Source organism: Streptomyces sp. SGAir0957 (assembly GCF_043523415.1).
Genome location: NZ_CP027293.1, coordinates 7,822,137 through 7,847,593 on the forward strand (window position 1 = coordinate 7,822,137; position 25,457 = coordinate 7,847,593).

General features: G+C 72.4%; 25 protein-coding genes. 8 read left to right on the top strand and 17 right to left on the bottom strand.

The window, feature by feature from the left end; all coding sequences use genetic code 11:
* Nucleotides 1–14: 14 nt before the first annotated feature.
* From C1N81_RS40760 to C1N81_RS40775, 4 genes are all read left to right on the top strand, one after another.
* Nucleotides 15–743 carry a DNA polymerase ligase N-terminal domain-containing protein gene (locus C1N81_RS40760; protein ID WP_394436465.1) on the top strand — a complete coding sequence of 243 codons (729 nt, stop codon included), beginning with the start codon at nucleotides 15–17 and terminating at the stop codon, nucleotides 741–743.
* Nucleotides 740–1,750 (top strand): non-homologous end-joining DNA ligase, encoded by a 1,011-nt coding sequence (ligD, locus tag C1N81_RS40765; RefSeq protein WP_394436466.1) that lies wholly within the window; start codon nucleotides 740–742, stop codon nucleotides 1,748–1,750. Before C1N81_RS40760 ends, ligD begins: the two co-directional genes overlap by 4 nt.
* Nucleotides 1,747–2,427 (top strand): HhH-GDP family DNA glycosylase, encoded by a 681-nt coding sequence (locus C1N81_RS40770; RefSeq protein ID WP_394436467.1) that lies wholly within the window; start codon nucleotides 1,747–1,749, stop codon nucleotides 2,425–2,427. Before ligD ends, C1N81_RS40770 begins: the two co-directional genes overlap by 4 nt.
* A gap of 197 nt (nucleotides 2,428–2,624) precedes the next feature.
* Nucleotides 2,625–3,848: an MFS transporter gene (locus tag C1N81_RS40775; protein ID WP_394436468.1), complete on the top strand. Its 1,224-nt coding sequence runs from the start codon at nucleotides 2,625–2,627 to the stop codon at nucleotides 3,846–3,848.
* Between the two features lie 113 nt (nucleotides 3,849–3,961).
* On the opposite strand, the gene C1N81_RS40780 is transcribed toward C1N81_RS40775, so the two are convergent.
* Together C1N81_RS40780 and ctaD are read right to left on the bottom strand one after the other, a co-directional pair.
* A complete protein-coding gene (locus C1N81_RS40780; RefSeq protein ID WP_394436469.1) occupies nucleotides 3,962–4,312 on the bottom strand; it encodes a hypothetical protein in 351 nt (116 codons plus the stop codon).
* On the bottom strand, nucleotides 4,309–6,012 hold the full coding sequence (gene ctaD, locus C1N81_RS40785; protein ID WP_394436470.1) for an aa3-type cytochrome oxidase subunit I: 1,704 nt from the start codon (nucleotides 6,010–6,012) through the stop codon (nucleotides 4,309–4,311). The genes C1N81_RS40780 and ctaD overlap by 4 nt, the downstream gene beginning before the upstream one ends.
* A 254-nt stretch (nucleotides 6,013–6,266) precedes the next feature.
* Here ctaD and C1N81_RS40790 point away from each other — a divergent pair, with 254 nt between their 5' ends.
* Nucleotides 6,267–8,060 carry an ATP-binding SpoIIE family protein phosphatase gene (locus tag C1N81_RS40790; RefSeq protein WP_394436471.1) on the top strand — a complete coding sequence of 598 codons (1,794 nt, stop codon included), beginning with the start codon at nucleotides 6,267–6,269 and terminating at the stop codon, nucleotides 8,058–8,060.
* 48 nt (nucleotides 8,061–8,108) lie between these two features.
* Here the strand turns inward: C1N81_RS40790 and C1N81_RS40795 are convergent, their stop codons facing one another.
* Nucleotides 8,109–8,531 (bottom strand): hypothetical protein, encoded by a 423-nt coding sequence (locus C1N81_RS40795; protein ID WP_394436472.1) that lies wholly within the window; start codon nucleotides 8,529–8,531, stop codon nucleotides 8,109–8,111.
* 377 nt (nucleotides 8,532–8,908) lie between these two features.
* Here C1N81_RS40795 and C1N81_RS40800 point away from each other — a divergent pair, with 377 nt between their 5' ends.
* Nucleotides 8,909–9,175, top strand: coding sequence for a hypothetical protein (locus C1N81_RS40800; RefSeq protein WP_394436473.1), 267 nt, complete (start codon nucleotides 8,909–8,911; stop codon nucleotides 9,173–9,175).
* Nucleotides 9,176–9,296: 121 nt separating this feature from the next.
* On the opposite strand, the gene C1N81_RS40805 is transcribed toward C1N81_RS40800, so the two are convergent.
* The 10 genes from C1N81_RS40805 to C1N81_RS40850 all read right to left on the bottom strand — a co-directional run bounded on the left by C1N81_RS40805 (nucleotide 9,297) and on the right by C1N81_RS40850 (nucleotide 18,199).
* On the bottom strand, nucleotides 9,297–9,632 hold the full coding sequence (locus C1N81_RS40805; RefSeq protein WP_394436474.1) for a hypothetical protein: 336 nt from the start codon (nucleotides 9,630–9,632) through the stop codon (nucleotides 9,297–9,299).
* A 98-nt stretch (nucleotides 9,633–9,730) separates the two neighbouring features.
* On the bottom strand, nucleotides 9,731–10,363 hold the full coding sequence (locus C1N81_RS40810; protein ID WP_394436475.1) for a hypothetical protein: 633 nt from the start codon (nucleotides 10,361–10,363) through the stop codon (nucleotides 9,731–9,733).
* 96 nt (nucleotides 10,364–10,459) lie between these two features.
* Nucleotides 10,460–10,834, bottom strand: coding sequence for a hypothetical protein (locus C1N81_RS40815; protein WP_394436476.1), 375 nt, complete (start codon nucleotides 10,832–10,834; stop codon nucleotides 10,460–10,462).
* A 53-nt stretch (nucleotides 10,835–10,887) separates the two neighbouring features.
* A complete protein-coding gene (locus tag C1N81_RS40820; protein WP_394436477.1) occupies nucleotides 10,888–11,886 on the bottom strand; it encodes a nuclear transport factor 2 family protein in 999 nt (332 codons plus the stop codon).
* 57 nt (nucleotides 11,887–11,943) lie between these two features.
* Entirely contained in the window at nucleotides 11,944–13,293 is a 1,350-nt protein-coding gene (locus tag C1N81_RS40825; RefSeq protein WP_394436478.1) for an MFS transporter, read from the bottom strand.
* 115 nt (nucleotides 13,294–13,408) lie between these two features.
* A complete protein-coding gene (locus C1N81_RS40830; RefSeq protein WP_394436479.1) occupies nucleotides 13,409–14,188 on the bottom strand; it encodes an HpcH/HpaI aldolase family protein in 780 nt (259 codons plus the stop codon).
* Nucleotides 14,185–14,955: an SDR family NAD(P)-dependent oxidoreductase gene (locus C1N81_RS40835; RefSeq protein ID WP_394436480.1), complete on the bottom strand. Its 771-nt coding sequence runs from the start codon at nucleotides 14,953–14,955 to the stop codon at nucleotides 14,185–14,187. The genes C1N81_RS40830 and C1N81_RS40835 overlap by 4 nt, the downstream gene beginning before the upstream one ends.
* A complete protein-coding gene (gene hisD, locus C1N81_RS40840) occupies nucleotides 14,952–16,262 on the bottom strand; it encodes a histidinol dehydrogenase (RefSeq protein WP_394436481.1) in 1,311 nt (436 codons plus the stop codon). The genes C1N81_RS40835 and hisD (C1N81_RS40840) overlap by 4 nt, the downstream gene beginning before the upstream one ends.
* A 51-nt stretch (nucleotides 16,263–16,313) precedes the next feature.
* Nucleotides 16,314–17,063 carry an alpha/beta fold hydrolase gene (locus C1N81_RS40845; protein WP_394436482.1) on the bottom strand — a complete coding sequence of 250 codons (750 nt, stop codon included), beginning with the start codon at nucleotides 17,061–17,063 and terminating at the stop codon, nucleotides 16,314–16,316.
* Nucleotides 17,060–18,199: a cupin domain-containing protein gene (locus tag C1N81_RS40850; RefSeq protein WP_394436483.1), complete on the bottom strand. Its 1,140-nt coding sequence runs from the start codon at nucleotides 18,197–18,199 to the stop codon at nucleotides 17,060–17,062. The genes C1N81_RS40845 and C1N81_RS40850 overlap by 4 nt, the downstream gene beginning before the upstream one ends.
* A 183-nt stretch (nucleotides 18,200–18,382) precedes the next feature.
* Here C1N81_RS40850 and C1N81_RS40855 point away from each other — a divergent pair, with 183 nt between their 5' ends.
* Nucleotides 18,383–19,381, top strand: a complete 999-nt coding sequence (locus C1N81_RS40855; protein WP_394436484.1) for a LacI family DNA-binding transcriptional regulator — start codon at nucleotides 18,383–18,385, stop codon at nucleotides 19,379–19,381.
* Between the two features lie 13 nt (nucleotides 19,382–19,394).
* Here C1N81_RS40855 and C1N81_RS40860 read toward each other — a convergent pair whose 3' ends face one another.
* From C1N81_RS40860 to C1N81_RS40870, 3 genes are all read right to left on the bottom strand, one after another.
* A complete protein-coding gene (locus tag C1N81_RS40860) occupies nucleotides 19,395–20,819 on the bottom strand; it encodes an amino acid permease (RefSeq protein ID WP_394436485.1) in 1,425 nt (474 codons plus the stop codon).
* Nucleotides 20,820–20,946: 127 nt separating this feature from the next.
* Complete coding sequence (gene hisD, locus C1N81_RS40865; protein ID WP_394436486.1) at nucleotides 20,947–22,308, bottom strand: histidinol dehydrogenase; 1,362 nt, start codon at nucleotides 22,306–22,308, stop codon at nucleotides 20,947–20,949.
* 66 nt (nucleotides 22,309–22,374) lie between these two features.
* Entirely contained in the window at nucleotides 22,375–23,298 is a 924-nt protein-coding gene (locus C1N81_RS40870; protein ID WP_394436487.1) for a LysR family transcriptional regulator, read from the bottom strand.
* A gap of 133 nt (nucleotides 23,299–23,431) precedes the next feature.
* Between C1N81_RS40870 and C1N81_RS40875 the strand changes: the two genes are divergently transcribed.
* Entirely contained in the window at nucleotides 23,432–24,307 is an 876-nt protein-coding gene (locus C1N81_RS40875; protein ID WP_394436488.1) for a carbon-nitrogen hydrolase family protein, read from the top strand.
* A 30-nt stretch (nucleotides 24,308–24,337) separates the two neighbouring features.
* On the opposite strand, the gene C1N81_RS40880 is transcribed toward C1N81_RS40875, so the two are convergent.
* On the bottom strand, nucleotides 24,338–25,342 hold the full coding sequence (locus C1N81_RS40880) for a LacI family DNA-binding transcriptional regulator (RefSeq protein WP_394436489.1): 1,005 nt from the start codon (nucleotides 25,340–25,342) through the stop codon (nucleotides 24,338–24,340).
* Between the last annotated feature and the right edge of the window lie 115 nt (nucleotides 25,343–25,457).

The following is a 25,457-nucleotide window of genomic DNA, read 5'->3' on the forward strand; positions in this document are numbered from 1 at the left end:
AGAGAGGAGCCGTCGTGAGCGACAAGGACGGACTGCGGACCTATCGCGGGAAGCGGCACTTCGACCGGACGAGCGAGCCGAGCGGCGAGCACGGCCGGCGAGCCGCGCCGTCCGACCCGGACTCCGGCCCCGATCCGAGCTCCGGCCCCGGCTCCGACGAGCCCGTCTTCGTGGTGCAGATCCACGACGCCAGCACGATGCACTTCGACTTCCGCCTGGAGGTCGACGGCGTGCTCAAGTCCTGGTCGGTCCCGAAGGGCCCGTCGACCGACCCGCACGACAAGCGGCTCGCCATCCCCACCGAGGACCACCCGATGGAGTACCGCACCTTCGAGGGGACGATCCCGCGGGGCGAGTACGGCGGCGGCACGGTGATCGTCTGGGATCAGGGCACGTACCGTCCGATGAGCCACGACAAGCGCCACCGCCCGGTGGACTTCGCCCGGTCCCTGGAGAACGGGCACGCCACCTTCGAGCTGCACGGCGAGAAGCTGCGCGGACAGTACGCGCTCACCCGCTTCCACGGCCGCGAGGAGCGGGAGGGCGGCTCGGCGAAGAAGCCGACCTGGCTGCTCGTGCGCAAGGGCTCCACGTCGGGGGAGGGCTCGGGCACCGGCACCCCCGACCCGCGCCGCGCCCGCTCGGCCCGCTCGGGCCGCACTCTCCGCCAGGTCGCCGACGCCCCCGACGCGCCGACCTGGGAGTCCGACCGCGCGAAGGCACACCACGGGGACACGGCATGACCGGCCTCCTCGACACGCTGCCGCCCGGCCTCCACGGCCGTACGCGCCCGGCCGCGCCCGGTGTCGAACTCGCCGCGAGCCCGATGCTCGCCACGCTCAGCGACCGCCGCGACTTCCCCACCGGCTGGGTCTTCGAGCGGAAGCTGGACGGCATCCGGGTCCTCGCCGTGCGGGAGCGGGGCGAGGTGACGCTCCGGTCCCGCTCGGGGCGCAGGATCGACGCCACGTACCCCGAGATCGTCGAGGCGCTCGCCGCGCAGGACCGCGCCGACTTCACCCTCGACGGCGAGATCGTCGCGTACGCGCACGGGCGCACCGACTTCTCCCGGCTCCAGCAGCGCATGGGCCTCACCCGCCGCGCCGACGTCGAACGGAGCACCGTCGCCGTCACCTACTACGTCTTCGACCTGCTGCGCCTCGACGGCGTCGACGTACGGCGCCTTCCGCTGCGCACCCGCAAGTCCCTGCTGCGCCGCGCGCTGACGTTCCGGGCGCCGCTGCGCTACACCACCCACCGCAACGAGGGCGGCCCCGACCTCCTCGCCGACGCCTGCGGGCGCGGCTGGGAGGGGCTCATCGCCAAGCGGGCCGACAGCACCTACCAGACCCGCCGCTCGGACGACTGGCTCAAGCTGAAGTGCAGCTTCGGCCAGGAGTTCGTCATCGGCGGCTTCACCGACCCCGCGGGCAGCCGCGAGGGCCTCGGCGCCCTCCTCATCGGCCACTACGACGGCGGCACGCTGCGGTACGCGGGCAAGGTCGGCACCGGGTTCGACCGCAAGACCCTGCTCGACCTGCGACGGCGCCTCGACGCCATCGAGGAGGACGCGTCGCCGTTCGCGGGCCGGATCGCGCAGCGCGGCGCGCACTGGGTCCGCCCCGAACTCGTCGCGCAGATCGACTTCTCGGAGTGGACCCGCGACGGCCTGCTGCGCCACCCCCGCTACCAGGGTCTGCGGGACGACAAGGACCCGGCCGACGTCGTCAGGGAGCACCCGAAGACATGAGCGAGAAGAAGACCGAGTCCAAGGCCGGCCAGAAGGCGCTGATGCGGGAGCTGCTGCGCGGCCACGGGCAGACCTACGCCGCCGAGGCGGGCATCACCCTGAAGAACACCCCGCAGCCCCTGTACCGGACGCTCGTTCTCGCACTCCTGCTCAGCGCCCGCATCCGGGCCTCCGTGGCGGTGGCCGCCGCGCGGGCCCTCTACGACGACGGGCTGCGCGACCCGCGCCGCATGCTCGACGCCACCTGGCAGCAGCGCGTCGACGCCCTGGGCAAGGGCCACTACCGCCGCTACGACGAGCGCACCGCCACGCAACTCGGCGACGGCGCCCGCCTCGTCCTCGACGCATGGGGCGGTGACCTGCGCACGGTGCGCGAGCGGGCCGACGGCGACGCCGACGCCCTGCGCGCCGAGCTGTGCGGGATCCCCGGCATCGGACCGACCGGCGCCGACATCTTCCTGCGCGAGGTCCAGGACGTCTGGCCGGAGTACGCGCCCTTCCTGGACGCCAAGACGCTGCAAGGCGCCGAACGGCTCGGCCTGCCGAAGGATCCCGACGCGCTGCTCCGCCTCGCGGGCGACGGCACCCCGCGCGCGGAGGTCGCCGCCGCGCTCGTCCGGGCCGCGCTCGACAAGGGCGTCGTGGAGGACGCCCGCACGCGCGCGCGGGACGCCTGAGAGGCAGCGGCGCCACCCCAGGTGACGTAGCTCACGCAGGCCGATGCATCGATCTTGGAATGTGCACGTCCCCCCACACTGCTGCCATGCTGGTGGGCTTGGACCGCGCGGGGCGTCTCTCCGCGCGGTCGCGCCGGGCAATGGGGCTCGGGACCCCCTGTCCGTGGACCGCTGTACTTCGAAAGGTCTCCTGCACCATGCCGCTGGCCCTGCTGGCCCTGGCTGTTGTCGCGTTCGGCATCGGCACGACCGAGTTCGCCACCATGGGGCTGCTGCCCCAGATCGCCGACGGGGTGGACGTCTCCGTGCCGCACGCCGGCAACCTCGTCTCGGCCTACGCCCTCGGTGTCGTCGTCGGCGCACCCGTCCTGACCGGCATCGGCGCGCGCATCCCGCACAAGCGGCTGCTGCTGCTCCTGTCCGGCCTGTTCGTCGTCGGCAATGTCGCGTCCGCGCTCGCCCCCAGCTTCGGAACCCTGTTCGCCGCCCGCTTCCTGGCCGGTCTGCCGCACGGCGCCCTGTTCGGCGTCGGCGCCGTCGTCGCCTCCCGGCTCGTCGCGCCCGAGCGGGCCGCGCGCGCCGTGTCGAAGATGTTCCTGGGGCTCACCGTCGCCAACATCGTCGGTGTGCCGGCGGGCACGGCGCTCGGCCAGCACCTGGGCTGGCGCGCCGCCTACTGGGCCGTCGCCGTCATCGGCGTCCTCGCCCTGATCGCCCTCGCGCTGTTCGTCCCGCACCAGCCGCGCGGACAGCAGTCCGGCATCCGGCACGAGCTGCGCGCCATGGGCAACAAGCAGGTCGTGATCGGCCTCGCGACCGCCGTCGTCGGATTCGGCGGGTTCTTCGCCGTCTACAGCTATCTGGTGCCGATGCTGACGCACGTCACCGGCATCTCCGACACCTCGACGACGCTGGTCCTCGCGCTCTACGGCGTCGGCATGACGCTCGGCACCCTGCTCGCGGGCCCGCTCACCGACCGCGCCCTGCGCCCGACGCTCTACGGCGGTCTCGCGCTGCTCGCGGTGGCCCTCGTGACGTTCTACTTCACCGTCCACAGCACGATCCCCGCGCTCGTCACGATCACCGTCATCGGCGCGATGGGCTCCCTCATCACCACGCCCGTGCAGATGCTGCTCATGGCCAAGGCGGAGAAGGCGCCGACCATGGCGGCGGCCTCCAACCACTCCGCCTTCAACCTCGCCAACGCGGGCGGCGCCTGGCTCGGCGGTCTCGCCATCTCGGCGGGCTGGGGCTGGGCCTCGCCCAACCTCGTCGGCGCGGTGCTCGCCGTGGCGGGCCTCGGCCTCGCCTTCACCGGCGGCGTCATGGACCGGGGCACCCGCCGCTCCGAGGTGATCAGCTCGTCCCTCGCGAAGACCCCGGCCGAAGAGTCCGCGGGCGAGGCCACCCCCGCGCCCTGAGACGCCGTACACCGCCGTACACCGCCGTACTCCGCCGTATGCCACGGACCGGGGCCGTACACCCGCCGCGCAACTTCCGGCAGGTGTACGGCCCCGGTCCGCTTCTCAGCGGTTCACTTCTCGGCGACGTAGGACAACGACACGTACGCCCACAGGCCGGCGGCCGTGCCGACACCGCCCAGGCACCATCCCAGACAGCGCGCCTTCAGCCCGGCGTAGCGCTCGTCGTACTCGCCGCGCAGCTCATGCGCGCGGGCCGCGATCTGCGCGAGCGCCGCCTTGTGGAACGCGAGGCGCTCCTCGGTGAAGACCCGCTCCACCTCCTCGCGCTGCGCGGTGGTGAGCCAGGGCAGCCGCCGGGTGAAGTCCTCGGCCTGCGCCCGGGTCTCCGCCACCTTCGACGACCACAGCAGAAACCCCTCCATCTGCTGCAGGCCCGACTCGACGTCGCGGTCGGCGCTCATTCGGAGTGGGTCTCGTTGCGGTGCCGGTTCTGGGTCGAGTCCAGGGCCGCGACGCCCGGGTGGTGCAGGTCGAAGGCGGGGGACTCGGAGCGGACCCGCGGCAGGGTGCAGAAGTTGTGGCGCGGCGGCGGGCAGGACGTCGCCCACTCCAGGGAGCGGCCGTACCCCCACGGGTCGTCCACCAGGACCGGCTTGCCGTACTTGGCGGTCTTCCAGACGTTGTAGAGGAACGGCAGGAGCGAGAGGCCGAGCAGGAACGACGAGATGGTCGAGACGGTGTTGAGCGCGGTGAAGCCGTCGGCCGCCAGGTAGTCCGCGTAGCGGCGCGGCATCCCCTCCACACCCAGCCAGTGCTGGACGAGGAACGTGCCGTGGAAGCCGACGAACAGCGTCCAGAACGTGATCTTCCCGAGCCGCTCGTCGAGCATCTTGCCGGTGAACTTCGGCCACCAGAAGTGGAACCCGGCGAACATCGCGAAGACGACCGTGCCGAAGACGACGTAGTGGAAGTGAGCCACCACGAAGTACGAGTCCGACACGTGGAAGTCCAGCGGCGGCGCCGCCAGGATGACGCCGGTCAGACCGCCGAAGAGGAAGGTCACCAGGAAGCCCACCGACCACAGCATCGGGGTCTCGAACGACAGCGAGCCCTTCCACATCGTGCCGATCCAGTTGAAGAACTTCACCCCGGTCGGCACCGCGATCAGGAACGTCATGAAGGAGAAGAACGGGAGCATCACGCCGCCGGTGACGTACATGTGGTGCGCCCACACGGTCGCCGACAGACCGGCGATGGCGATGGTCGCGCCGACCAGACCGGAGTAGCCGAAGATCGGCTTGCGGGAGAAGACCGGGATGACCTCGGAGACGATGCCGAAGAACGGCAACGCGATGATGTACACCTCTGGATGGCCGAAGAACCAGAACAGGTGCTGCCACAGCAGCGGGCCGCCGTTCGCCGCGTCGAAGACGTGCGCCCCGAACTTGCGGTCCGCCTCCAGGGCGAGCAGCGCCGCGGCGAGCACCGGGAAGGCCAGCAGCACGAGGACGCCGGTGAGCAGCACGTTCCAGGTGAAGATCGGCATACGGAACACGGTCATGCCCGGGGCGCGCATGCAGATGATGGTGGTGATGAAGTTGACCGAGCCGAGGATCGTGCCGAAGCCCTGGAAGGCGAGGCCCATGACCCACATGTCGCCGCCGATGCCGGGGGAGTGCACGGCGTCCGACAGCGGGCTGTAGGCGAACCAGCCGAAGTCGGCCGCGCCCTGCGGCGTGAGGAAGCTGCCCATCGCGATCAGCGAGCCGAACAGGTACATCCAGTAGGCGAACATGTTCAGGCGCGGGAACGCCACGTCGGGCGCGCCGATCTGCAACGGCATGATCCAGTTGGCGAAACCGACGAACAGCGGCGTGGCGAACATCAGCAGCATGACGGTGCCGTGCATGGTGAACGCCTGGTTGAACTGCTCGTTCGACAGGATCTGGTTCCCCGGCCTGGCCAGCTCCGCGCGCATGAAGAGCGCCATGACGCCGCCGATCAGGAAGAACGCGAACGACGTCGTCAGATACATCGTCCCGATCGTCTTGTGATCGGTGGTGGTGAGCCACTTCACCACGACCGCGCCGGGGCGCCGCGCGTGGGCACTCTCCGAGTTGGGTGCGTCGGGCGCGGCCTCCGCGCTCTCCAAGGACGTCATCAGGTGTGGCTCTCTTCGTCGGTGCCGGCGAGGGATACGCGCAGCGGGGGATACGACCACGACTAGCCCAGGCTCGCCGCCGGGCCCGGGACGCGCGCTCCCGCGCGCGCGTGGTTCCCCCGAATGCACCACTTCCGGGGTTGCCGGCCCGCCCGCGCCGCGGCGAGCGGGCGCATCCCGGCGAACCGGCGGAACATGGGGTGAAACGGGCCGGAGGCGCCGCACGAGGCACGGGCCGGTGAGAGCAGACGGGAGTGGCACAGGTGGGTGGTGGGCGCGAGCACGGCCGTTCCGCGGAGTACGCCGCCGAGGTGCGCCAGGTCGAGGCGTTGAACCGGATGGAGGGCCCGGCCTCCGACGGGCCCGGCGATCCCGGCGAGCGCGTCCAGCACCGCGCCGCCGACCTGCTCGTCACCGGGCACGCGCTGGCGCGCACGGAGTCCCTCGGCGACGCCCTCGCCGTGATCTCCCGGCTGCACGACCCCGTCCTGCCCCTGTGCGGCCAGGCGGTCTTCCGGGCGGACCGCGAAGTCCTGCACTGCGTCGGCCACTTGGGCTTCCCCGGCTGCGAGGACCCCGTCTTCCGGGTGCCGCTGGACAGCGACTACCCCGGGGCGCAGGTCGCGAAGACCGGCCGCCCCGTCTTCCTCGCCTCCCCCGAGGAGTACCGCCGCCGCTCGCCCGCCACCTTCGAACTCTCCGACCGGGAGGGCCACAAGGCGTGGGCGTTCCTGCCGCTGACCACCTACGGGCAGGTCACCGGCGTCTGGATGACCGCGTACGACGCCCCGGTGCAGATGACCGACGGCGTGCGCGCCGCCCTCGTCGCCCTCGCCCGGCTGCTCAGCCAGAGCGTCGAACACACCTACAGCGGCGAGGCCGACCGCGCGCTCTCCCAGAGCCTGCGCAGCAGCATGTCCGGGGCCGCCGCCGACATCGAGGGACTCACCACCGCCGCCCGCTACCTGCCGACCGGCGGCGGGCTCATGGTCGGCGGCGACTGGTTCGACTGCCTCTCCCTGCCCGGCGGCCGCCTCGGCCTCGTCATCGGCGACGTCCAGGGCCACGACATGCACGCCGCCGGGCTCATGTCGCAGCTGCGCACCGCCATCCACGCCTACGCCATCGAGGGCCACGGCCCCGACGCCGTCCTGACCCGTGCCTCCCACTTCCTCGCCGCGCTCGACGAGGACCGCTTCGCGACCTGCATCTACATGGAGGCCGACCCCGCCACCGGCACCGTGCGCATCGCCCGCGCCGGCCACCCGCACCCCGTCCTGCGCCTCCCCGACGGCACCTGCCTGCTCAAGCACGTCAGCGGCGGACTGCCCCTCGGCCTGGACCTGACCGAGGACAACTACCCGGTCAACGTTCTCAGCCTGCGCGAGAACGAGGTCCTCATGCTGTGCACCGACGGCCTGATCGAGGCAGGCGGCCACGACATGTACTCCGGCTGGCTCCGGGTGCGCAGCGCCCTCTCGCCCGGCACCCCCGACGACCTCGACGCCATGGCGGACCGGCTGCTCAACGCCGTCGTCGCGCCCGGCGACCCGCGCTCCTCCGAACAGCCCGCCTCCGTCACCGAGGACGACATCGCGCTGCTCCTGCTGCGCCGCGACCCCTCCGCGCCGCACTCGGGCCCGCCCGTGCGAAGGCTGCGCCTCACCCTCGAACAGGACCAGGCGGAGGCGCTCAGCGAGGCACGGATCGAGTTCCAGGGCCTGCTCCACGACTGGGCGCGCCCCGAACAGATCGACACCGCCGTGCTGCTCGCCTCCGAACTGCTCGGCAACGTCCTGGTCCACACCGAGCACGCCGCGGTCCTGAGCGCCGACATCAGCGGCACCCCGGGCCGGCGGCGGCTGCGCGTGGAGGTCACCGACCGCAGCGACGACGTCCCGCACCGGCGCGCCCCCGGCGAGCTCTCCTCCTCCGGGCGCGGCCTCGTCCTGCTCGACCTGCTCGCGCACCAGTGGAACGTGCGCCCCGAACCGGAGGGCAAGACCGTCTGGTTCATCCTCGACGAGGACGGCCCGGAAGAGCCCTGAGCCCCGGTACCCGCCGGGTCAGGGCGCGTACCGGGGCTGCGCGCGGTCTCAGTCGCGCCCGTGCAGAGCCATGCGGACCTCGTCCGAGGCGGTCGGGAACAACTGCGGGTCGGGGCTCATGCCGAGGGAGGCGGTGATGACGGCCTCGGTGCGGGGCGCGGTCGCGGGACCGGCGTCGCGGGTCGTGTGGACGGTCGCCCGGTGCTGCTTGCCGTCGCAGGAGGGCGTGGTGGAGGCGGCGTAGATGCCGCCCCTCGTGGTGTCGGCGAGGGCGACGTGCAGTGTGTCGGCGCCCATGAGGGGGTCGCACCGGTAGCGGACGGTGACCGCGACGCGGTCGTTCTTCGCGGTCGCCGAGACGATGTCGATCCGGTCGGCGGCCGTGGCGGACGAGGCGGTGAACGCGGCGGCGGCCGTGGTCAGGGCGAGGACGGTCGCGGTCTGCGCGAGGCCTCTGCGGGTGCGGGACATGGATCCTCCGGCAGCTGGGGACGGGTCAGCGGGCCGTGCGGCCCGGCCGGTTCGAGTCTGTGACGCCCGCCGGGAGCGCGCAGCCGGGGCCGCGCAAAGGGATGCCGCCGGGCCCCGTTCATGGGTGGGCGCCGCCGTACGGGGGAATCCCGCCGGGCGCGCGAACATCGTGAATTCCGATATACGGCCAGGTCAGACGGGTTGCACGGGGTGAGGATGCGCGTCCTCGGCTCTCACGGACAGTGAGGACTGCGGATGCGGGGCGTGCGCGGACGCGGCAACGTCGAACGCGGCGGAAGGTGGCCCGTTCCGCCAGGCCCCGGCAATGATGCCGGGGGCTCGCCTTGGGCCGGCGAACTCTGAAAGGACCGCATCAGATGCGCAAGATTGCCAAGTACGTCGCTGTCGGCGCCCTCGTCACCCCCCTCGTCATCGGCAGCGCCGGCCTGGCGTCGGCCCACGACGGTCCGGGCCACGACGGTCCGGGTTACGGGAAGGCGTCGAACTCCGCGGGCGTGAACGGTGGCCGCACCTCCGCCACGTTCAGCGGCTTCGGCCCCGACGGCAAGGCCTACTTCGTGACCACGAACAAGGTGGCCGGCCCCTCGGGTGCTTCCGGCAACACGGTGGGCTCGCACTCCTGACGCGACCCCCGGTGCGGTCCGGCCGCTGAGCCGGGCCGGCCCGTGTGCCCCGAAGTCTGCAGACTTCGGGGCACACGGCTGTGTGGGGGCACACGGCGGTCCTGGGCTCTCTGATCAGCCGTCAGGAGTGGGTGCGGATCGTCGTCCAGCTCGGCCCGGCGGGGCCGCCGACCGTCATGACCGTCTTCTCGAAGTAGGCGGTGCCCGAGTCGTCGAAGCCGGACGCGGTGGTGGTGTAGACGACGCGGCCGCCGCTGAAGTCGACCGTCTCCTGGTCGAACGCGGGGCCGCCGGGGCTGAACGGCGCCTCGGCCGTGGGCATCCTGGTGTCGTTCGGGGAGGGAGGTTCCGCCGCGGCGGCGACCCCCGGCGCGGCCAGGCAGAGCCCGGCGGCGAGGGCGAGGGTCAGAACGGTCGGACGCGGCGCGGGGCGGCGTACCGGAGGCAGGATCGACATGACCCGACCGTGCCCGCCCGGTACGGGCGGGGGCGGCGACGCACCGGCACGAGCCGGTCGCCGCCACCCGTTGGTGTCATTGTCCGACTGCGGTCGGGCTAGTGGCCGAAGGCCGTGGCGGCGGGCAGTGGGCGCGGGCGCGTAGTGGCGCTCGCCGGTGCCTTCGAGGCGGTCTGCGGGGTCGTCGCGACGTGACCTGCGGTCGGCGTGGCGTGACCTGCGGTCGGCGTGGGTGAGGCGGAGGCCGCCGGGGCCGGGGGCGCCGGCGGCCGCGACGACGCCGACGCCGACGCTGCCGACGGAACGGTGGTGGTGGCCTTCTGCGGCGCGAACAGGGCGTTGCCGCCGAACGTGACGGTCGCCGCGCTCATCTGACCGGGCGTGACATGGAACGTGCAGGTGAACCGGCCCTCGCGGGTCGTGGTGGTGTTGCACTTCTGCGGCGTGGTCCGGGCGTCACCGCTGACCTCCACGGACACCGCGAGCCGGGCCAGGGGGAACAGCATGGTGTCGCCCTCGACGAGCCGCCCTGTGACCCGCAGCGTCGCGCCGGAGCCGGCGGCGGTCTCCCGGGCGCTCAGTTCGGTGACGACCGTGGCCGTGCGCGGGGCGTCGGCCATCCGGTGGGGCGAGGCCGCGGGCGGCCGGGGGTCGGCGCCGGCGGCCGCCGCGGTCACGCCGATGAGCAGTGGCGTGACCGCGGCGAACAGCAGTTGTCTGCGGATATGCATCACACAGCACTCCCGTAGCAAGAGGAAGGGCGAACGATCTTCTTGCGGGGTGTATGCCACTCGGGGGTCGAGGGATAACGGGAGCGCGGGCGAGCCTCAGTGATCGGAGTAGCTGAAGTCTCCGACCGTCCAGGCGTTGACGTCCGAGAGGGCCACCCGGTACATCCCGCCGGTCTCGGGGATGCCCATGGTGCCCTGGAGGATGCGCGCGACGTGGAAGTGCAGATGGGTGGGGGTCCCGGTCGGCGTCGGCGTCGCGTCCGCCTCCAGGGAGGTGAAGGCGGTCGCGAACGGGCCGAGCTGGTCCGAGTCCTTCAGGACCTCCGACACCCGCTGCCGCCAGACCGCTTCCGGCGCGAGCCGGCCGGTGATGACAGTGCCGCCGGTGACCACTGTCAGGGACATCTGAGTGCTCTGTTCCGACTCCACGGTGGCCGCGAGCACGGTGAGCAGTTCGTCAGGCTTCGACATGGCCGCAGATTCTATGTGACCCGGCCCCCCGTGACCGGGTCACCCCCGCATCGTCAGTAGATGTTGACCTCGACCTCGGAGCCGTCGCCCCGGGCCGCGTTGATCTGCGCGCGGAGCGAGATCTCGTCGTAGACGCGGAACTCCTTGACGATCCGGCCGTCCTGCACCAGGAACTGCGAGACGCCCAGCATGGTGACGGGCTGCCCGGTCAGCGGACCGAAGTCCGGCGTGCCCCGGTAGCTGCCGTGCATGGTCCACAGGACGGCGACGCGCAGGCCCGCGTACCGCGGGTCGTGGTGGGTCTGCACGTCGCGGACGGCGAACGTGGCGTCGGGGAAGGCGCCGACCAGCGACAGGAGGTCGGCCTGGTAGCGCTCCGGGCGGATGACGGTGCGGTCGCCGACGGTGTGCAGGAACAGGTCGCGGACCATGTAGTCCTTGATCTTGTTCAGGTGGCGCTTCGACCACACCTGGTCGATGAACTCCAGGACCATCTCGCACTCGGGGCGGAAGTCGTCCGGGCGCGGCCCGCTGACGCCGCGGGCGAGGACGTCGGCGGGCGGCTCCTCGGTCATCGAGCCGGTGTACCCCTGGAACCGCAGCGCGCGGGCGGCCTCGGCGGGGTCGATGCCGAGCTGCAGACAGTCCGCCAGCTCGTCGCGGACCACCCACTCCTCGACCATGCGGCCGCGCCGGTAGAGGCAGTTGGCCACGGTGCGCTTGCGGACCCGGACGTTGCGCCCGTCGACGAGGTGCTCGTCCGCGGAGAAGACCAGGTGCGAGCTGAGGAACGCGTCGTCCCCGCGGGCCTCCCACACCACGTCCTCGGCCTGGCCGATGTGGCCGGGCGTGCTGCCGATGCGCATCGTGGTGCCCTCGATGACGCCGTCACGGCCGACGACGGTGCCCAGACTGGTGTGGACGATCGAGTCGGGCTCGTAGTTCTCGACGATGTGGGCGATGTCGCGGTCGACCCAGATGCGGTCGGTGACCTCGCGGATGAAGTCGTCCGGGTCCTTGTAGGGAAGGTAGGCGACGGGGTCGAGGGGCATGGGGTGGCTCCGTTCGTAGGGCGGGTGCGGGGGTGTGTATGCGTATGCAGTTGTGGCTCAGGACTTCGCGAACTTGTCCGCGCCGAGCTGGCTCCGGTACGTCTCCGTCATGAACCTGCTCACGGTGACCAGGGCGAGGAGCGCGGCCACGGCCAAGTAGACCCAGACGGCGTAGATCGTGTCGAAGGTGCTGACGAGCAGCGTGGCGACGAACGGCGTGATCCCCATGAAGATGGAGAACGAGCTGTTGTACGCGATGGCGCTCGCGCTGAACCGGGTGCGGGTGGCGAACAGCTCCGCGGCGCAGACCGTGATGATGCCGGTGAGGAAGAACTCCGGTACCAGATAGATGAGTTGGCTGGCGATCGCGGCGCCGAAGGTGCCGGCCTCACCGACCCAGAAGGCGACCGGTACGAGGACGATGCAGGCGGCGGCGCCCATCATCAGCATGGGCCGGCGCCCGATCCGGTCCGACAGCATGCCCGCCAGGGGCAGCATCGGGATGAGGACCGCGATGGAGATGGCGTTCGAGGCGAGACCCATCCAGCGCGGGAGGCCGAGCGTGTCCGTCAGGTACTGCGGATAGAACGTGACCCAGGTGTAGGAGAGGATCGCGCACATGATCGCGATGCCGCAGTAGACCAGGATGGGCCGCAGCTGGGTGCGGAGCGCCTCGCGCACCGGCGACTTCAGGACCTGCGTCCCGTCGGCGGTGGCCCGGACGAACTCGGGGGTCTCCTCGATGTGCCGGCGCAGCCAGATCCCGACCAGGCTGAGCGGGATCGCGAGCAGGAACGGGATGCGCCAGCCGTACGAGTCGAGCGCGTCCCCGTCGAAGACCCAGCTGGTCAGCGCGGCCGTACCGGCGCCCGCGAGGGTGCCGACGAAACAGCTGTTGGAGGCGTACGAGGTGTAGTACGCCCGCCGGTTGGGCTCGGCCCACTCGACGATGAAGGCGACCGCGCCGACGTACTCGCCGCCGGAGACCGTGCCCTGGACGACGCGGAGCACGAGCAGGAGGACCGGCGCGAGGATGCCGACCTGGTGGTACGTGGGCAGGGCGCCGATCAGCGCGGTCGCCACGCCCATGAACACGATGGTCCACAGCAGGGTCTTCTTGCGCCCGGCCCGGTCGCCCCAGCGGCCCACCAGGGTGCCGCCGAGCGGCCGGAACAGACAGGCCACGGCGATGATCGCGTAGGTGCCGAGGACCGCCACGGTCCGGTCGCTCTCCGGGAAGAAGGCGGGGGCCATGATCGGGGCCATGTAGCCGTAGAGGCCGTAGTCGAACTGCTCTACGAAGTTGCCGATGCTGCCCGCGCCGATGGCCCGGCGGATCGCACGGCGCCGGACCGGATCGGACGGCGGCGCGTCGGGGAGTGTGGTGGGAGGCGCTGCGGCGGACATGGCTTCTCCGATCGCGCAGGGGGAGAGGGGTGCGGGAGGTGCGCTGAGCACCGGGGATGCAAGTAATGCATACGTATGAACTCGGAGTGAACGCTAAAGGGCCGGTCAGAGGGCGTCAAGAGGTTGCGGGGGGAGAAGTGGTGCCCGTGACCGTCGGTTTTGCGAGGGTGCGGAACGTGTCCATCAGGACGTGCGCCATGTTGAAGAGGATCAGCTGCGAACCGGCCTCCTCGGCGGCCCTGGCACGCTCCCGACCGGGCACGATGGTCATGACCGCGCGCCCTTGGGCGCGAGCGGCGCCGTGCGCACCGGCGATCAGGGCGTCGACGGTCTCCTGGCCCGGGAAGCCGAGGTCCGCCGCGAGGTCGGCCGGGCCGACCAGGACGGCGTCCACGCCCGGCGTGGCGGCGATCCCGTCGGCGGCGGCGCAGGCCCGCTCCGTCTCGATCATCGCCACGACCAGCGTGTTCTCGGCGGCGGCCACATGCTCAGCGGCGCCGACGGTACCGAACCGGCCTGCTCTGCTGTAGGTCGCGAACCCCCGCTCGCCCAGCGGCGGATAGTGGCTCGCGGCCACCGCCCGGCGGGCGTCGTCGGCGCTGTCCACATGCGGGTGGATCAGTCCGGCGGCGCCGAGGTCGAGGGCGCGCAGGGCGAGCAGGGGCTCGGCCGTGCCCACGCGGACCAGGACGTCGATGCCCTGGGCCGCGGCGGCGGTGAGATGGTGCTGGAGCAGCGCGGTGTCGGCGGGCCCGTGCTCGCAGTCGATGACCACGTAGTCCAGGCCCGCGACGCCCGCCATTTCCACGAGCGTCTCCGAGGGCAGCCGCAGCAGCGCGCCCCGCAGGCGCTCACCCGCCGCGAGCCGTGCCTTGAGACTCCGGCGCGCGGTCACCGTGCCACCATCCCGGCCGACAGGTCGATGTCGGCGCCGCACAGGCCGCGCATGCGCAGCATCGCGGTGACGGCGTCACCCACCTCTTCCTCGGTGACCATGCGCCCGAGGGCGGAGCGCGACACGAACGCCTCCTCCGCCTCGGCGTAGCTGCTGCCCGTGCGCTCGGCCTCCAGGCGGAAGTTGCGCTCCATGCGCGGTCCCGAGACGGGGCCGGGGGAGAGCGAGTTGACCGTCACCCCGAGCGGCCCGACCTCGCCCGCCAGGGTCGTCGTCAGGCCGATGACCGCCATCTTCGAGGCGCAGTACGGCGTACGCCGCAGGAGCGGCCGTTTGCCGGACACCGAGGCGATGTTGATGACGTCACCGGCGCCGCGCCCGGTCATGGCGGGCAGGAAAGCGCGGCACATGAGGAACACGCCGCGCACGTTCACGTCGAAGACCTCGTCCCACTCCGCCGGGTCGATCTCGGTCAGCGGGGCGACGGGTCCGGCGATACCGGCGTTGTTGACCAGGACCGAGATCTCCTCGCCCGCGAGACCCGCGGCGAGTTCGGCGACCTGGTCCGGCTGCGACACGTCGCACACGCGGTGCCCGGCGCGCGGACCGAGCGCGGCGACCGTCTCCTTCAGCGCGGTCTCGTTGCGCCCCGTGATCACCACGCGGGCGCCGTCGGCGAGGAGGGAGCGGGCGATGGCGGCGCCGAGCCCGCTGCCTCCTCCGGTGACGAGCGCGGTCCGGCCGGCCAGCGGCTCGGCGGCGCTCACGCCGTGGCCTCGTCGTTCCACGGCAGGGTGCCCTTGCCGTACTTGGCCGCGCGGACGTCGCCGGAGCGGGCGTGGCCCTCGAACAGCTCGACGCGCGCGGCGCGGCCGCACACCTCACCGAGCAGCGCCGACGAAGCGGTGTCGGTGACCTCCTGGTACGTCACCGTCTTGAGGTACTTGCCGACCCACAGACCACCCGTGTAGCGGGCGGCGCCCCTGGTGGGCAGGACGTGGTTGGTGCCGATGACCTTGTCCCCGTAGGACACGCAGGTGCCCTCGCCGAGGAAGAGGGCGCCGTAGTCGTGCATCTTCTCCAGGGCCTGGCGCGGGTTCTCGGTGAGGACCTCGACGTGTTCACTGGCGTAGGAGTCGGCGACCTCGAAGGCCTCGTCGAGGGTGTCGGCGACGACGATCTCGCCGTGGTCGCGCCATGCGGGCCCGGCGAAGTCCTTGGTCGGCATCCCGGGCAGCAGCCGCTCGACGTGCGCGGCGACCTGGCGGCCCAGCTCCTCGGAGGTGGTGACGAGGACGGCGGGGGAGTCCGGGCCGTGCTCCGCCTGGGAGAGCAGGTCGACGGCGACGACGAACGGGTCCGCGTGCTCGTCGGCGATCACCAGGATCTCCGTCGGCCCGGCGAACAGGTCGATGCCGACCTCGCCGAACAGCTGCCGTTTGGCCTCGGCGACGTACGCGTTGCCCGGACCGGCGATCATCGGGACGCGCCCGATCGTCTCCGTGCCGAGGGCGAGCGCTGCGACGGCCTGGACGCCGCCCAGGAGGTAGATCTCGTCGGCGCCCGCGAGGTGCATCGCGGCGACGGTGGCGGCGGGGATCTCGCCCCGGATCGGCGGGGTGCAGGCGGCGACCCGGGGGACGCCCGCGACCTTGGCGGTCACGATGGTCATGTGCGCGGAGGCCGTCAGCGGGTAGCGCCCGCCCGGCACGTACGCGCCGGCGCCGGACACCGGCACATGGTGGTGGCCGAGGCGGACGCCGGGCAGGGTCTCGATCTCGACGTCGCGCATCGAGTCGCGCTGCGCCTGCGCGAACGTCCGCACCTGCTCCTGCACGAACCGGATGTCGTCGAGGACGGTCTCCGGGACCCCGGAGACGATGCGCTTGATGTCGTCGGGCGAGAGCCGGAAGGACTCGGGGCTCCAGCCGTCGAACTTCTCGGAGTACTCACGGACGGCGTCGTCACCGCGCTCGCGGATGTCGGCGAGGATCGCGCGGACGCGGTCGGCGACGTCGGCGCGGCCGGCGGTGACCTGCGCGGCGGGCACGGGGGATTTCAGGTGACGGGGCATGAACGGCTCTTTCCTTGCGGGGTGTGTGACGGGGAGGGGGGCGTGGGTGGATCAGATCGGGGCGGCCGACGGCGCGCCGCGCTCGGCGGCCTCCACGACCGCGCGCACCGCGTCGGCGACGGCGTCCGGCCGCTGCCAGGGCAGCAGATGCCCCGCGCCGGGCAGCTCCCGCAGCCGGGCGCCCGGCACGGCGTCGGCGATCGCGCGGTGGAACGCCGGCGGGCACAGGGTGTCCCGCGCGCCGCTCAGGACGAGGGCCGGGCAGCGCGCGGAGCGCAGGGCGTCGGCCGCGTCGGTGCGGGTGGCCTGCGCGGCGAGCTGGGCGCGGGCGGCGTCCGGGCCGACGCGGTGCGCCATGTCCCGGTAGTGCCGGGCCTGTTCGGGTGTGAACGCGTGGCCGGGAAACATGTCGGGCAGGGTCTGTTCGACGACGTCGGCGAAGCGCCCGGCGTCGACCGCCCCGCTCATCGCGCGCCAGGCCGCGTACTGCTCGGGGCGCGGCGCCCGCGCGTTGGTCGACATCAGGCACAGGCCCGCGATCCGCTCGGGGGCCCGGCGCAGCGCCTCGAAGCCGACGATGGCGCCGAGGCTCAGGCCGACCAGGACGAACGGGCCCGGCACCGAGGCGAGCACGTCGTCCGCGAGCGCCCCGATGTCCGGCTTCGTCAGCGCGACGTGCCGGACCTCACGGTCGCCGGGCAGCTCCACGTCCGCCCAGAGGCCGGGGTCGCAGAGCATCCCGGGGACCATGACGACCGGCAGCGCGCGGAGCCGGCCGCCGCCCTGGCGCACGGCGGTCACCAGCGCCGGGCGGAGCGCGGCAGCAGCGCGTACGGGGCGACGTAACCGTTGTGGTCGATGCCGAGGCCCGCGTCGGCGGCGGCCTTGGAGACCTCCTCGTCCCACTGGAGGCGGACCCGGCCGTCGCCGGAGTTGACCACGAGGAGGTCGCCCTCGGTGTCGCCGACATTGCGCAGGGTCCGCCAGGCGTCCTGCGGGACGGAGAGCATGTCGCGCGCGGTGAGGCGCACGGTCACCGGGTCGGTGCGGTTGAGCGTGACCTCCCACTCGCCGCTCTGCACGATCAGCGTCTGCGTCTCGTGCTGGCGGTGGTAGGAGACGCCCTGGCCCGGCTCGGCGCGCAGCCAGGCGGCGTTGTGCCCGTGCGGGTTGAAGATGCGCGGCTCCTGGTGCGGGTCCTCGGTCATGCCGTAGCCGATGACGCAGGCGAGGCGGGCGCCGCCGCCGGGAAGCGAGCTGTCGAGGAAGGGGTGGTCCGACCAGACCAGGTCGCGGGAGGCGGCGACGCGGCGCCTCATCTCGTCGACGCTGTAGTGGCGCAGCCGGTCGATCTGCTCCTGGGCCATCGGCGTGACGCGCTCGCTCTCCGGCGGCAGGGCGTCTCCGGCGACGGTGTCGACGAGCTGGTTGTCGGCGCTGAGGTAGAGGCCGTGGCCCTCCGCCTCGCGCAGCACGGAGGGGCCCCAGATGATGCCGCCGGTGTGGTCCATGCCGAGGACGGTGAACATCCAGCCGTCGTCCGGGCCCGTGTTGGTGAAGCCGCGGAAGATCCAGGTGGGGACGGAGGCGATGTCACCGGCGCGCAGCGTCAGCTCGCCCTCGGTGCCGTCGGCGCCCCAGCGCAGCAGGTACTCGCCCTCGGTGCAGATGAACACCTCGGCGGTGTAGTGCAGGTGCAGGTTGTTGGTGATGCCGTTCGGCATGGCGGCGGCGCCGATGTTGTAGCCGTGCGGCAGGCGGAGGTTGACGAACTGGCCGGCCGCCTGGGAGACGCCCGGACCGATCATCGCGTAGTTCTCCTTCCGGTCCGAGCCGGGCGTGCGGCAGTCGATGAAGGCCTGGTTGCAGGAGACGAAGTCGCTGCGGCGCACGGTGCGCTCCGCGAGTTCGTCCGGGGTGACGACGACGTCGGGCATGACGGACCGCTCCTTGCTGCACGGGCATCCGACCTGCGGATGTCCTGGTGGAATACGTATGCATTTCCATGACAGGCGTTGAGCTGAGGCTGTGTCAAGGGGTAGGGCCGGATCGGGCATACGTATACTGATCCGGATGCCCGCCGGGGTGGCGGCGCGGTGGCGGCCGACGAGGGGCGAGCGATGGGGATCACCAGTCACGACGTGGCCAGGCTGGCCGGTGTCTCGCAGCCCACGGTCTCGCGGGCGCTGCGCGACGACCCCCGGGTGTCGCGGGCGACCCGGGAGAAGGTCAAGCGGGCCGCGCAGGCGCTGAACTACGTGCCGAGCGAGGCGGGGCGCACCCTGTCCACGCGCTCGACCCGGCGCGTCGGCGTCATCGTGACCGACCTGACCAACCCGTTCTACCCGCATGTGATCGCCCCGCTCCACGACGAGCTGCGCGGCCTCGGCTACCGGATGATGCTGATCACCGAGCGCTCCGACGAGGCGGTCGCCGAGGAGAAGCTCCTCGACCAGTCGCTCGACGGGGTCGTCCTCGCGACGGCGACCACGGACTCCCGCCTCCCGGCCCAGCTGGAGCGGCGCGGTATGCCGTACGTCTTCCTCAACCGCGACACCGGCCGCCCGGACGACTACGCGTCGGTCGTCGACAACGAGGGCGGTGGCCGCCTCGTCGCCCGCGAACTCGTCGCCCTGGGCCACCGGCGCATCGCGGGCGTCTTCGGCTCGGCCAACACCACCACCGGACGCGACCGCGAACTCGGCTTCCGGCTCGCCCTGGCCGAGGCGGGCATCGGGCTCGCCGAGGACCGCGTGGTGCGCGGCGCCTTCGAGTTCGACACCGGGTACGGGGCGCTGCCCGAGCTGCTCTCGGCCGCCGAGCCGCCGACCGCCGTCTTCTGCGGCAACGACGTGGTGGCCATCGGCGTCCTGAACGCCGCCCTCGCGGCGGGGGTCCGCGTGCCCGACGACCTCACCGTCATCGGCTTCGACGACCTCCCGATGGCGGCCTGGGAGGTGTTCCGGCTGACCACCGTCCGCCACGACCTGGGTGAACTGTCCCGGCAGGCGGCCCGGCTCCTCATCCGGCGCATCGGCGGCGAGGTCGACGCGGCCGGTGAACGCCTGGTGCTGCCGACCGAGTTCGTGCCGAGGGCGACGCACGCGCGCGTGTCCTGACCGGACCGGCGCTTCACAGCCGGGCGGGGGCCGGCTCGGCGGTGTCGCCCGCGTCGGGGCCGCCGCCGGTCCGCAGCCGGCGCTGGCGCACGACCCCCACGGCGACGAGGACCGCCGCGAGACCGAGCGAGAGCCAGAGTTCGAGCCGGTGTCCGGGCAGGACCGCCATCAGGACGAGGACCCCGGCGATGAACGCGATCGTGGCGAGCGTGAGGTAGGGGAACGCCCACATGCGCACCTCGGCGGGCCGGTCGCCCTTGCGCCGCGAGGCGTACTGGGTGAGCGCGATGACCAGGTACATCATGAGCGCGATCGCGCCGCTGGAGGCGATCAGGTAGGTGAAGACGCTCGGCAGCAGATAGTTGGCGATCACGGCGGCGACGCCGATGACGGTGGAGGCCACGACCGCGTTGCGCGGCACCCCCTGGCGCGAGGTGCGGGCGAAGGCGGCCGGCGCGTCGCCGCGCTTGGCCAGCGAGAAGACCATGCGGGACGCCGTGTAGACGGCGGAGTTGAGGCAGCTGCTGACGGCGACGACCAGGACGACGTCCATGATGCGGCCCGCGCCCGGGATGTTCATCAGCTCCAGGACGGCCTGGTAGGAACCGGACGCCGCCAGGTCGGGGGAGTTCCACGGCACGAGACAGACGACGACGAGGATCGAGCCGATGTAGAAGAGGCCGAGGCGCCAGACGACCGCGCGGACGGCCTTCTTGATGTTCTTCTTCGGCTCCTCGGACTCGGCGGCGGCGATGGTGACGATCTCGCTGCCCTGGAAGCTGAACATCGCGGTGAGCAGCCCCGCGAGGATCGCGACACCGCCCTTGGGGGCGAAGCCACCGTCGCTCCACAGATGGGAGATGCCGTGCGTGTCGGAGCCGGGCAGCAGTCCGAGGACGGCGAGCACGCCGAGGACGAGGAACGCCACGATCGCGACGACCTTCAACAGGGCGAACCAGTACTCGAACTCCCCGTAGTTGCGCACCGCGAGCAGGTTGCTGCCCGCCAGGAGCGCGATCATCGCGAGCGCCGGGAGCCAGCTCGGCAGCGAGGTGAGGGAGGCGATGACCTCGCCCGCCGCGATCGCCTCGATGGGGATGACGAGGATGTAGAACCACCAGTACAGCCACCCGATGGAGAACCCCGCCCAGCGGCCGAGCGCACGGTCCGCGTACGTGGAGAAGGACCCGGTGTCGGGCTGGGCGACGGCCATCTCGCCGAGCATCTGCATGACGAGCACCACCAGAGCGGCGGCCAGCAGGAACGAGATCAGGACGGCCGGTCCCGCGGCGGCCACCGCGGTGGACGAGCCGACGAAGAGACCCGCGCCGATCACCCCGCCGATGGAGATCATGGTGATCTGGCGGCCCTTGAGGCCCTGGGTGAGAGCGGCGTCCCCGGGGGCGGCCGGTGGTGGCTCGGGCGGATGGTGCGGCATGCGGTGATCCTCGGATGGGCGTGGGGGCGCGGGCAAACCTGACGGGGGAGGGGGCGGGGTGGTGCCCCGGGTCCGCGCCGCCGCACGGGTGGGAACGGCGGCGCGGACCCGGGAGACGGGGGACGGGTCAGAGCTGCTCGCGCAGCGCCGTCGGCACGGCGTCGAACATCTCGTCCTTGCGGCCGATCTCGTCGATGCGCAGGGTGGCCGTCGCGCCGTGGGCGGCGAGCCCCTCGAACGCGGAGATCCGCTCGACCGCCGGGGCGAGCGCCGCCGTGCCTTCCTTGACGGCGCGCTGGTAGGTCAGCGGCTTCAGGAAGCGGGAGACGGAGAGCCCGGCGTTGTAGCGGGCGGTCTTGCCGGTCGGCAGGACGTGGTTGGTGCCCGCGATGCCCTTGTCGGAGTAGGCGACCGTGGACCAGGGCCCGATGAACAGGGAGCCGTAGCAGGTCAGGTTGGACAGGTAGTAGTCGTCGTCCTCGGTCTGGATCTCCAGGTGCTCCGGGCCGAGGACGTCGGCGACGGCGACCGCGTCGGCCTTGTCGCCCACCACGATGACCGAGCCGAAGTCGCGCCAGGCCGGTCCCGCGATGTCGCGGGTGGACAGCGTCGAGAGCTGGCGCTCGATCTCCGCGATGACGGCGCGCCCGGTCTCCTCGGACGTGGTGATCAGGGCGGCGGGGGAGTTGGGGCCGTGCTCGGCCTGGCCGAGCAGGTCCGCCGCGACCCACACCGGGTTCGCGCTGTCGTCGGCGATGACCGCGACCTCGGAGGGGCCGGCCAGCAGGTCGATGCCGACCTGGCCGAACAGCTGCCGCTTCGCCTCGGTGACGAACGCGTTCCCGGCGCCGACGAGCATGTCGACCGGGGCCTCGCCCAGCAGGCCGAACGCCATCGCGCCGAGCGCCTGGACGCCGCCGAGGGCGAAGACGCGGTCGGCGCGGGAGAGGTGGGCGCCGTAGAGGACGGCGGGGTGCGCGCCGTGCTCGCCCGACGGGGGAGTGCAGGCGAGGACGGTGGGCACGCCCGCCGTCTTGGCCACGTTGACGGTCATGAAGGCGCTGGCGAGGAGCGGGAAGCGGCCGGCCGGGAGGTAGGCGCCGACGCGGGAGACCGGCACGTAGCGCTGGCCGCCCGCGACGCCCGGGGCGAGCTCGATCTCGAAGTCGGTCAGGTGCTCGCGCTGGGCGGCGGCGAACCGGTGGGTGCGCTCGTAGCCCATCTCCAGGGCGGTACGGACGTCCGGGGGCAGCGCGTCCCCGGACTTCTTGAGCTCGGCGGCGCCGATCTCCAGGTCGCCGGACCAGCCGTCCAGCTCCTTGGCGTAGGCGCGGACCGCGTCCATACCCTTGCGCTCGATCTCCGACAGCATCTGCGACACCCGCTCGACGACCTTCGGGTCGCGCTGGGCGGGGGGACCGTCGACGGACGGCTTCTTGAGCCAGTTCAGAGGGGGGAGGGCCTGGGCTTCGTCGTGCGTGATCTGCATGGCGAGGACGCTAGGCGCTCCGCTGACACAGGACTAGAGGGGCGGTTCCTGTCCGAACCACAGGGTTCACCTGTAGGTCAGTTCCGTGCCGATCTCCCGCAGGGTGTCCTCGGCGATCCGGGCCAGCTCCCGGGTCGCGCGCGAGAGGGGATGCCCGCGGCGCCGGACGAGCGCGATGGTGTCGTACAGCGGCTCGTCGAAGGAGGCGGTGTGCAGCCCCGCGGGGAAGGTCGGGCCCGCCACCACCGCCCGGCTGGCGATCGTGTCCCCCACCCCGGCCGCCACGAGCTTCAGCGCCGCCTCGACGTGTTCGAGCTCGATCAGCGGGTCGACGCCGACCCCGGCGAGCTGGGCCCGCTCCGCGATCTGCCGCCGCGTCGGGTCCTGCCAGCCGTAGTGCGCGTCGTAGAGCACGAGCGGCGCCCGCGAGAACGCCTCGATCGTCACCGGCGTACGGGTGCGTTCCTCGTCGGCGCTGACGTAGAACACCTCGTCGCGCAGGAGCGGGGTCACGGTCAGCCCCTCGTCGTCGATCGGCAGGACGACCAGGCCCGCCTCGATGCGCCCGGCGGCGACGGCGGCCGCGGTCTCCGCCGAGTTCTGCCCGACGAGCCGCACCCGGACCGACGGATAGCGGGCGTGGAAGAGCTGGACGAGGTTGGACAGCAGGTAGTAGTCGGCGTTGCGCAGCACCCCGAAGGTGGCGGTGCCGCCGCCGAGCGAGCCGAGGGAGCGCACCGCCCGCGTGCCGTGGTCGGCGGCCTCGACCGATTGCTGGGCGTACGGCAGCAGCTCCTGCCCGGCCGACGTCAGGGTGAGGGTGCGGCTGCCGCGCACGAACAGCTCGGCGTCCAGCTCGGTCTCCAGACGGCGGACGAGTTCGGAGGCGGAGGCCTGGGCCATGTCGAGGGCCTGCGCGGCGGCGGTGAACGATCCGAGCCGCTCCGCCTCGACGAAGGCCCTCAGCTGGTTGAGGGTCATGGCCGCCATGCAAGCACAGGTTCGTCCTGTGGCTCGCACAGGGCTCGGCGGGCTTGTCCTGCGCCGGGCCGGGTGATTGGCTCGGCCGCGCCACCCGCCGTCGGAAGCGGCCGCGCCACCCGCCATCGGAAAGTGAAGGCCCATGTCCCAGCCCCTGTCGATCGGCCTGGTCCAGGCCGCGGCCCGCCACCACAGCGCACCCGACCTGGACTCCTTCGCGGCCGAGGTGGGCCGGTACACCAGGACGTACCCCGGTGTCGGGCTCCTCGCGTACCCGGAGCTGCACCTGTGCGGGCACACACCGGACGAGGACCCCGAGGAGGTCATGGCCGCGGCGGCCGAGCCCCTCGACGGGCCGCGCGACAAGGCCCTGGCCGCTCTCGCGGGCGACCTCGGCATCTGGCTCGTCCCCGGCAGCGTCTACGAGCGGGGCGAGGACGGACGGATCTACAACACGGCCGCCGTGTACGCGCCGCACGGCAGGCGGGTCGCGGCGTACCGGAAGATCTTCCCGTGGCGCCCGCACGAGACCACGGCGTCGGGCACCGAGTTCGTCGTCTTCGACATGGAGGGGTACGGGCGCGTCGGCCTGTCCATCTGCTACGACGCCTGGTTCCCCGAGGTCACCCGGCACCTGGCCTGGCAGGGCGCGGACCTCGTCCTGAACCTCGTACGGACGCCGACCGTGGACCGGGCGCAGGAGCTGGTGCTCGCCCGCGCCAACGCGATCGTCAACCAGACCTTCATGGCCAGCGTCAACGCGGCACCGCCGGACGGCATCGGCCGCAGCGTGCTCGTCGACCCGGAGGGCCGGGTGCGCGCCGAGGCCGGACCCGAGCCGGAGCTGGTCCTGACGGACGTCGTCGACCTGGCGGAGGCCCGCAGGGTCCGCGCGTACGGCACCGCCGGGCTCACCCGCGTCTGGGACCCCTTCGCACAGGGGCAGACGCCCCTCGAACTCCCGCTGTACGAGGGCCGGATGGACCCCGCGCGGTGGCGTGCGGGCCTGGGGGAGTGACGCGCCGCGGGGAGTGCCGCGCCGCGCTCCTCAGGCCGTGCCGCGCCTGATCAGACGGTGCGGCACGATCAGCTCCTGCGGCGGGACGTCGTTGCCGGGGCTGTATATGCGGTCCGCCAGGCATTGCAGGGACCGCTCGGCGATCTGCTGCTTGTCCGGGGCGATGGTGGTCAGCGCGGGGTGGCTGTAGCGGCCGTCCTCGATGTCGTCGAAGCCGACGATGGCGATGTCCCCGGGGACGCGCAGGCCCCGATGGTGGGCCACGTGCAGGGCGCCGAGGGCGAGTTCGTCGCTGAAGGCGAAGACGGCGTCGGGCGCGGCCGGTCCTTCGAGGAGTTCGGTCATGGCGCGGGCGCCGTCCGCGCGGTGCAGCGCGGCCACCGGGCGCTGCGCGTCGGGGAGTCGGGGCAGTCCCGCGCGTGCGAGCGCGCGGGTGTAGCCCTCGGCGCGCAGCAGTGCGGTCCCGTTGTGCAGGTGGGGCTGGAGCCCGATCGCGGCGATCCGCCGCCGGCCGAGGCCGATGAGGTGGCTGGTCGCCTCGTCGGCGGCGGTGACGTTGTCGACGGCCACGCGGTCCGCGGCCCCGTGCGGGCTGCGCTCGCCGAGCAGGACGAGCGGCACGGCCGGTGCGGTGGCGGCGAGTTCGGCCGGGTCGAGCGCCCAGGGGCTGATGATGAGGCCGTCGACGACGCGGCCGCCACCCTGGGTGAGCAGGCGGCGTTCGGCGTCGGCGTCGCCCCGCGTCTGATCGATGATCACGGTCCAGGAGCGGCGCTGCGCCTCGTCGACGAGCAGCCCGGCCAGTGCGCCGAAGTAGGGGGAGTGCAGTTCGGGGATGGCCAGGCCGATGATCCCGGTGCGCCCCGCGCGCAGGCTGCGGGCGGCCAGGTTGGGTTGATAGCCGAGTGCGTCGATCGCCTCCTGGACGCGCTGCCGGGTCTCGGGCGCCACCGCGGCGGAACCGCTGACGACGTTGGACACGGTGCGCACGGAGACCCCGGCCCGTGCGGCGACATCTTTCAGGCGACTGCTCACCGCTCCATCTTTTCATGCCCCCGCCTTCACGAAACCAGTGCACCAGGGGGTATTGCAACGTTGCATTCAACGATGCAATGTAGGGCGCGAGCCCACCCGACCGCTCTGCTCGCAA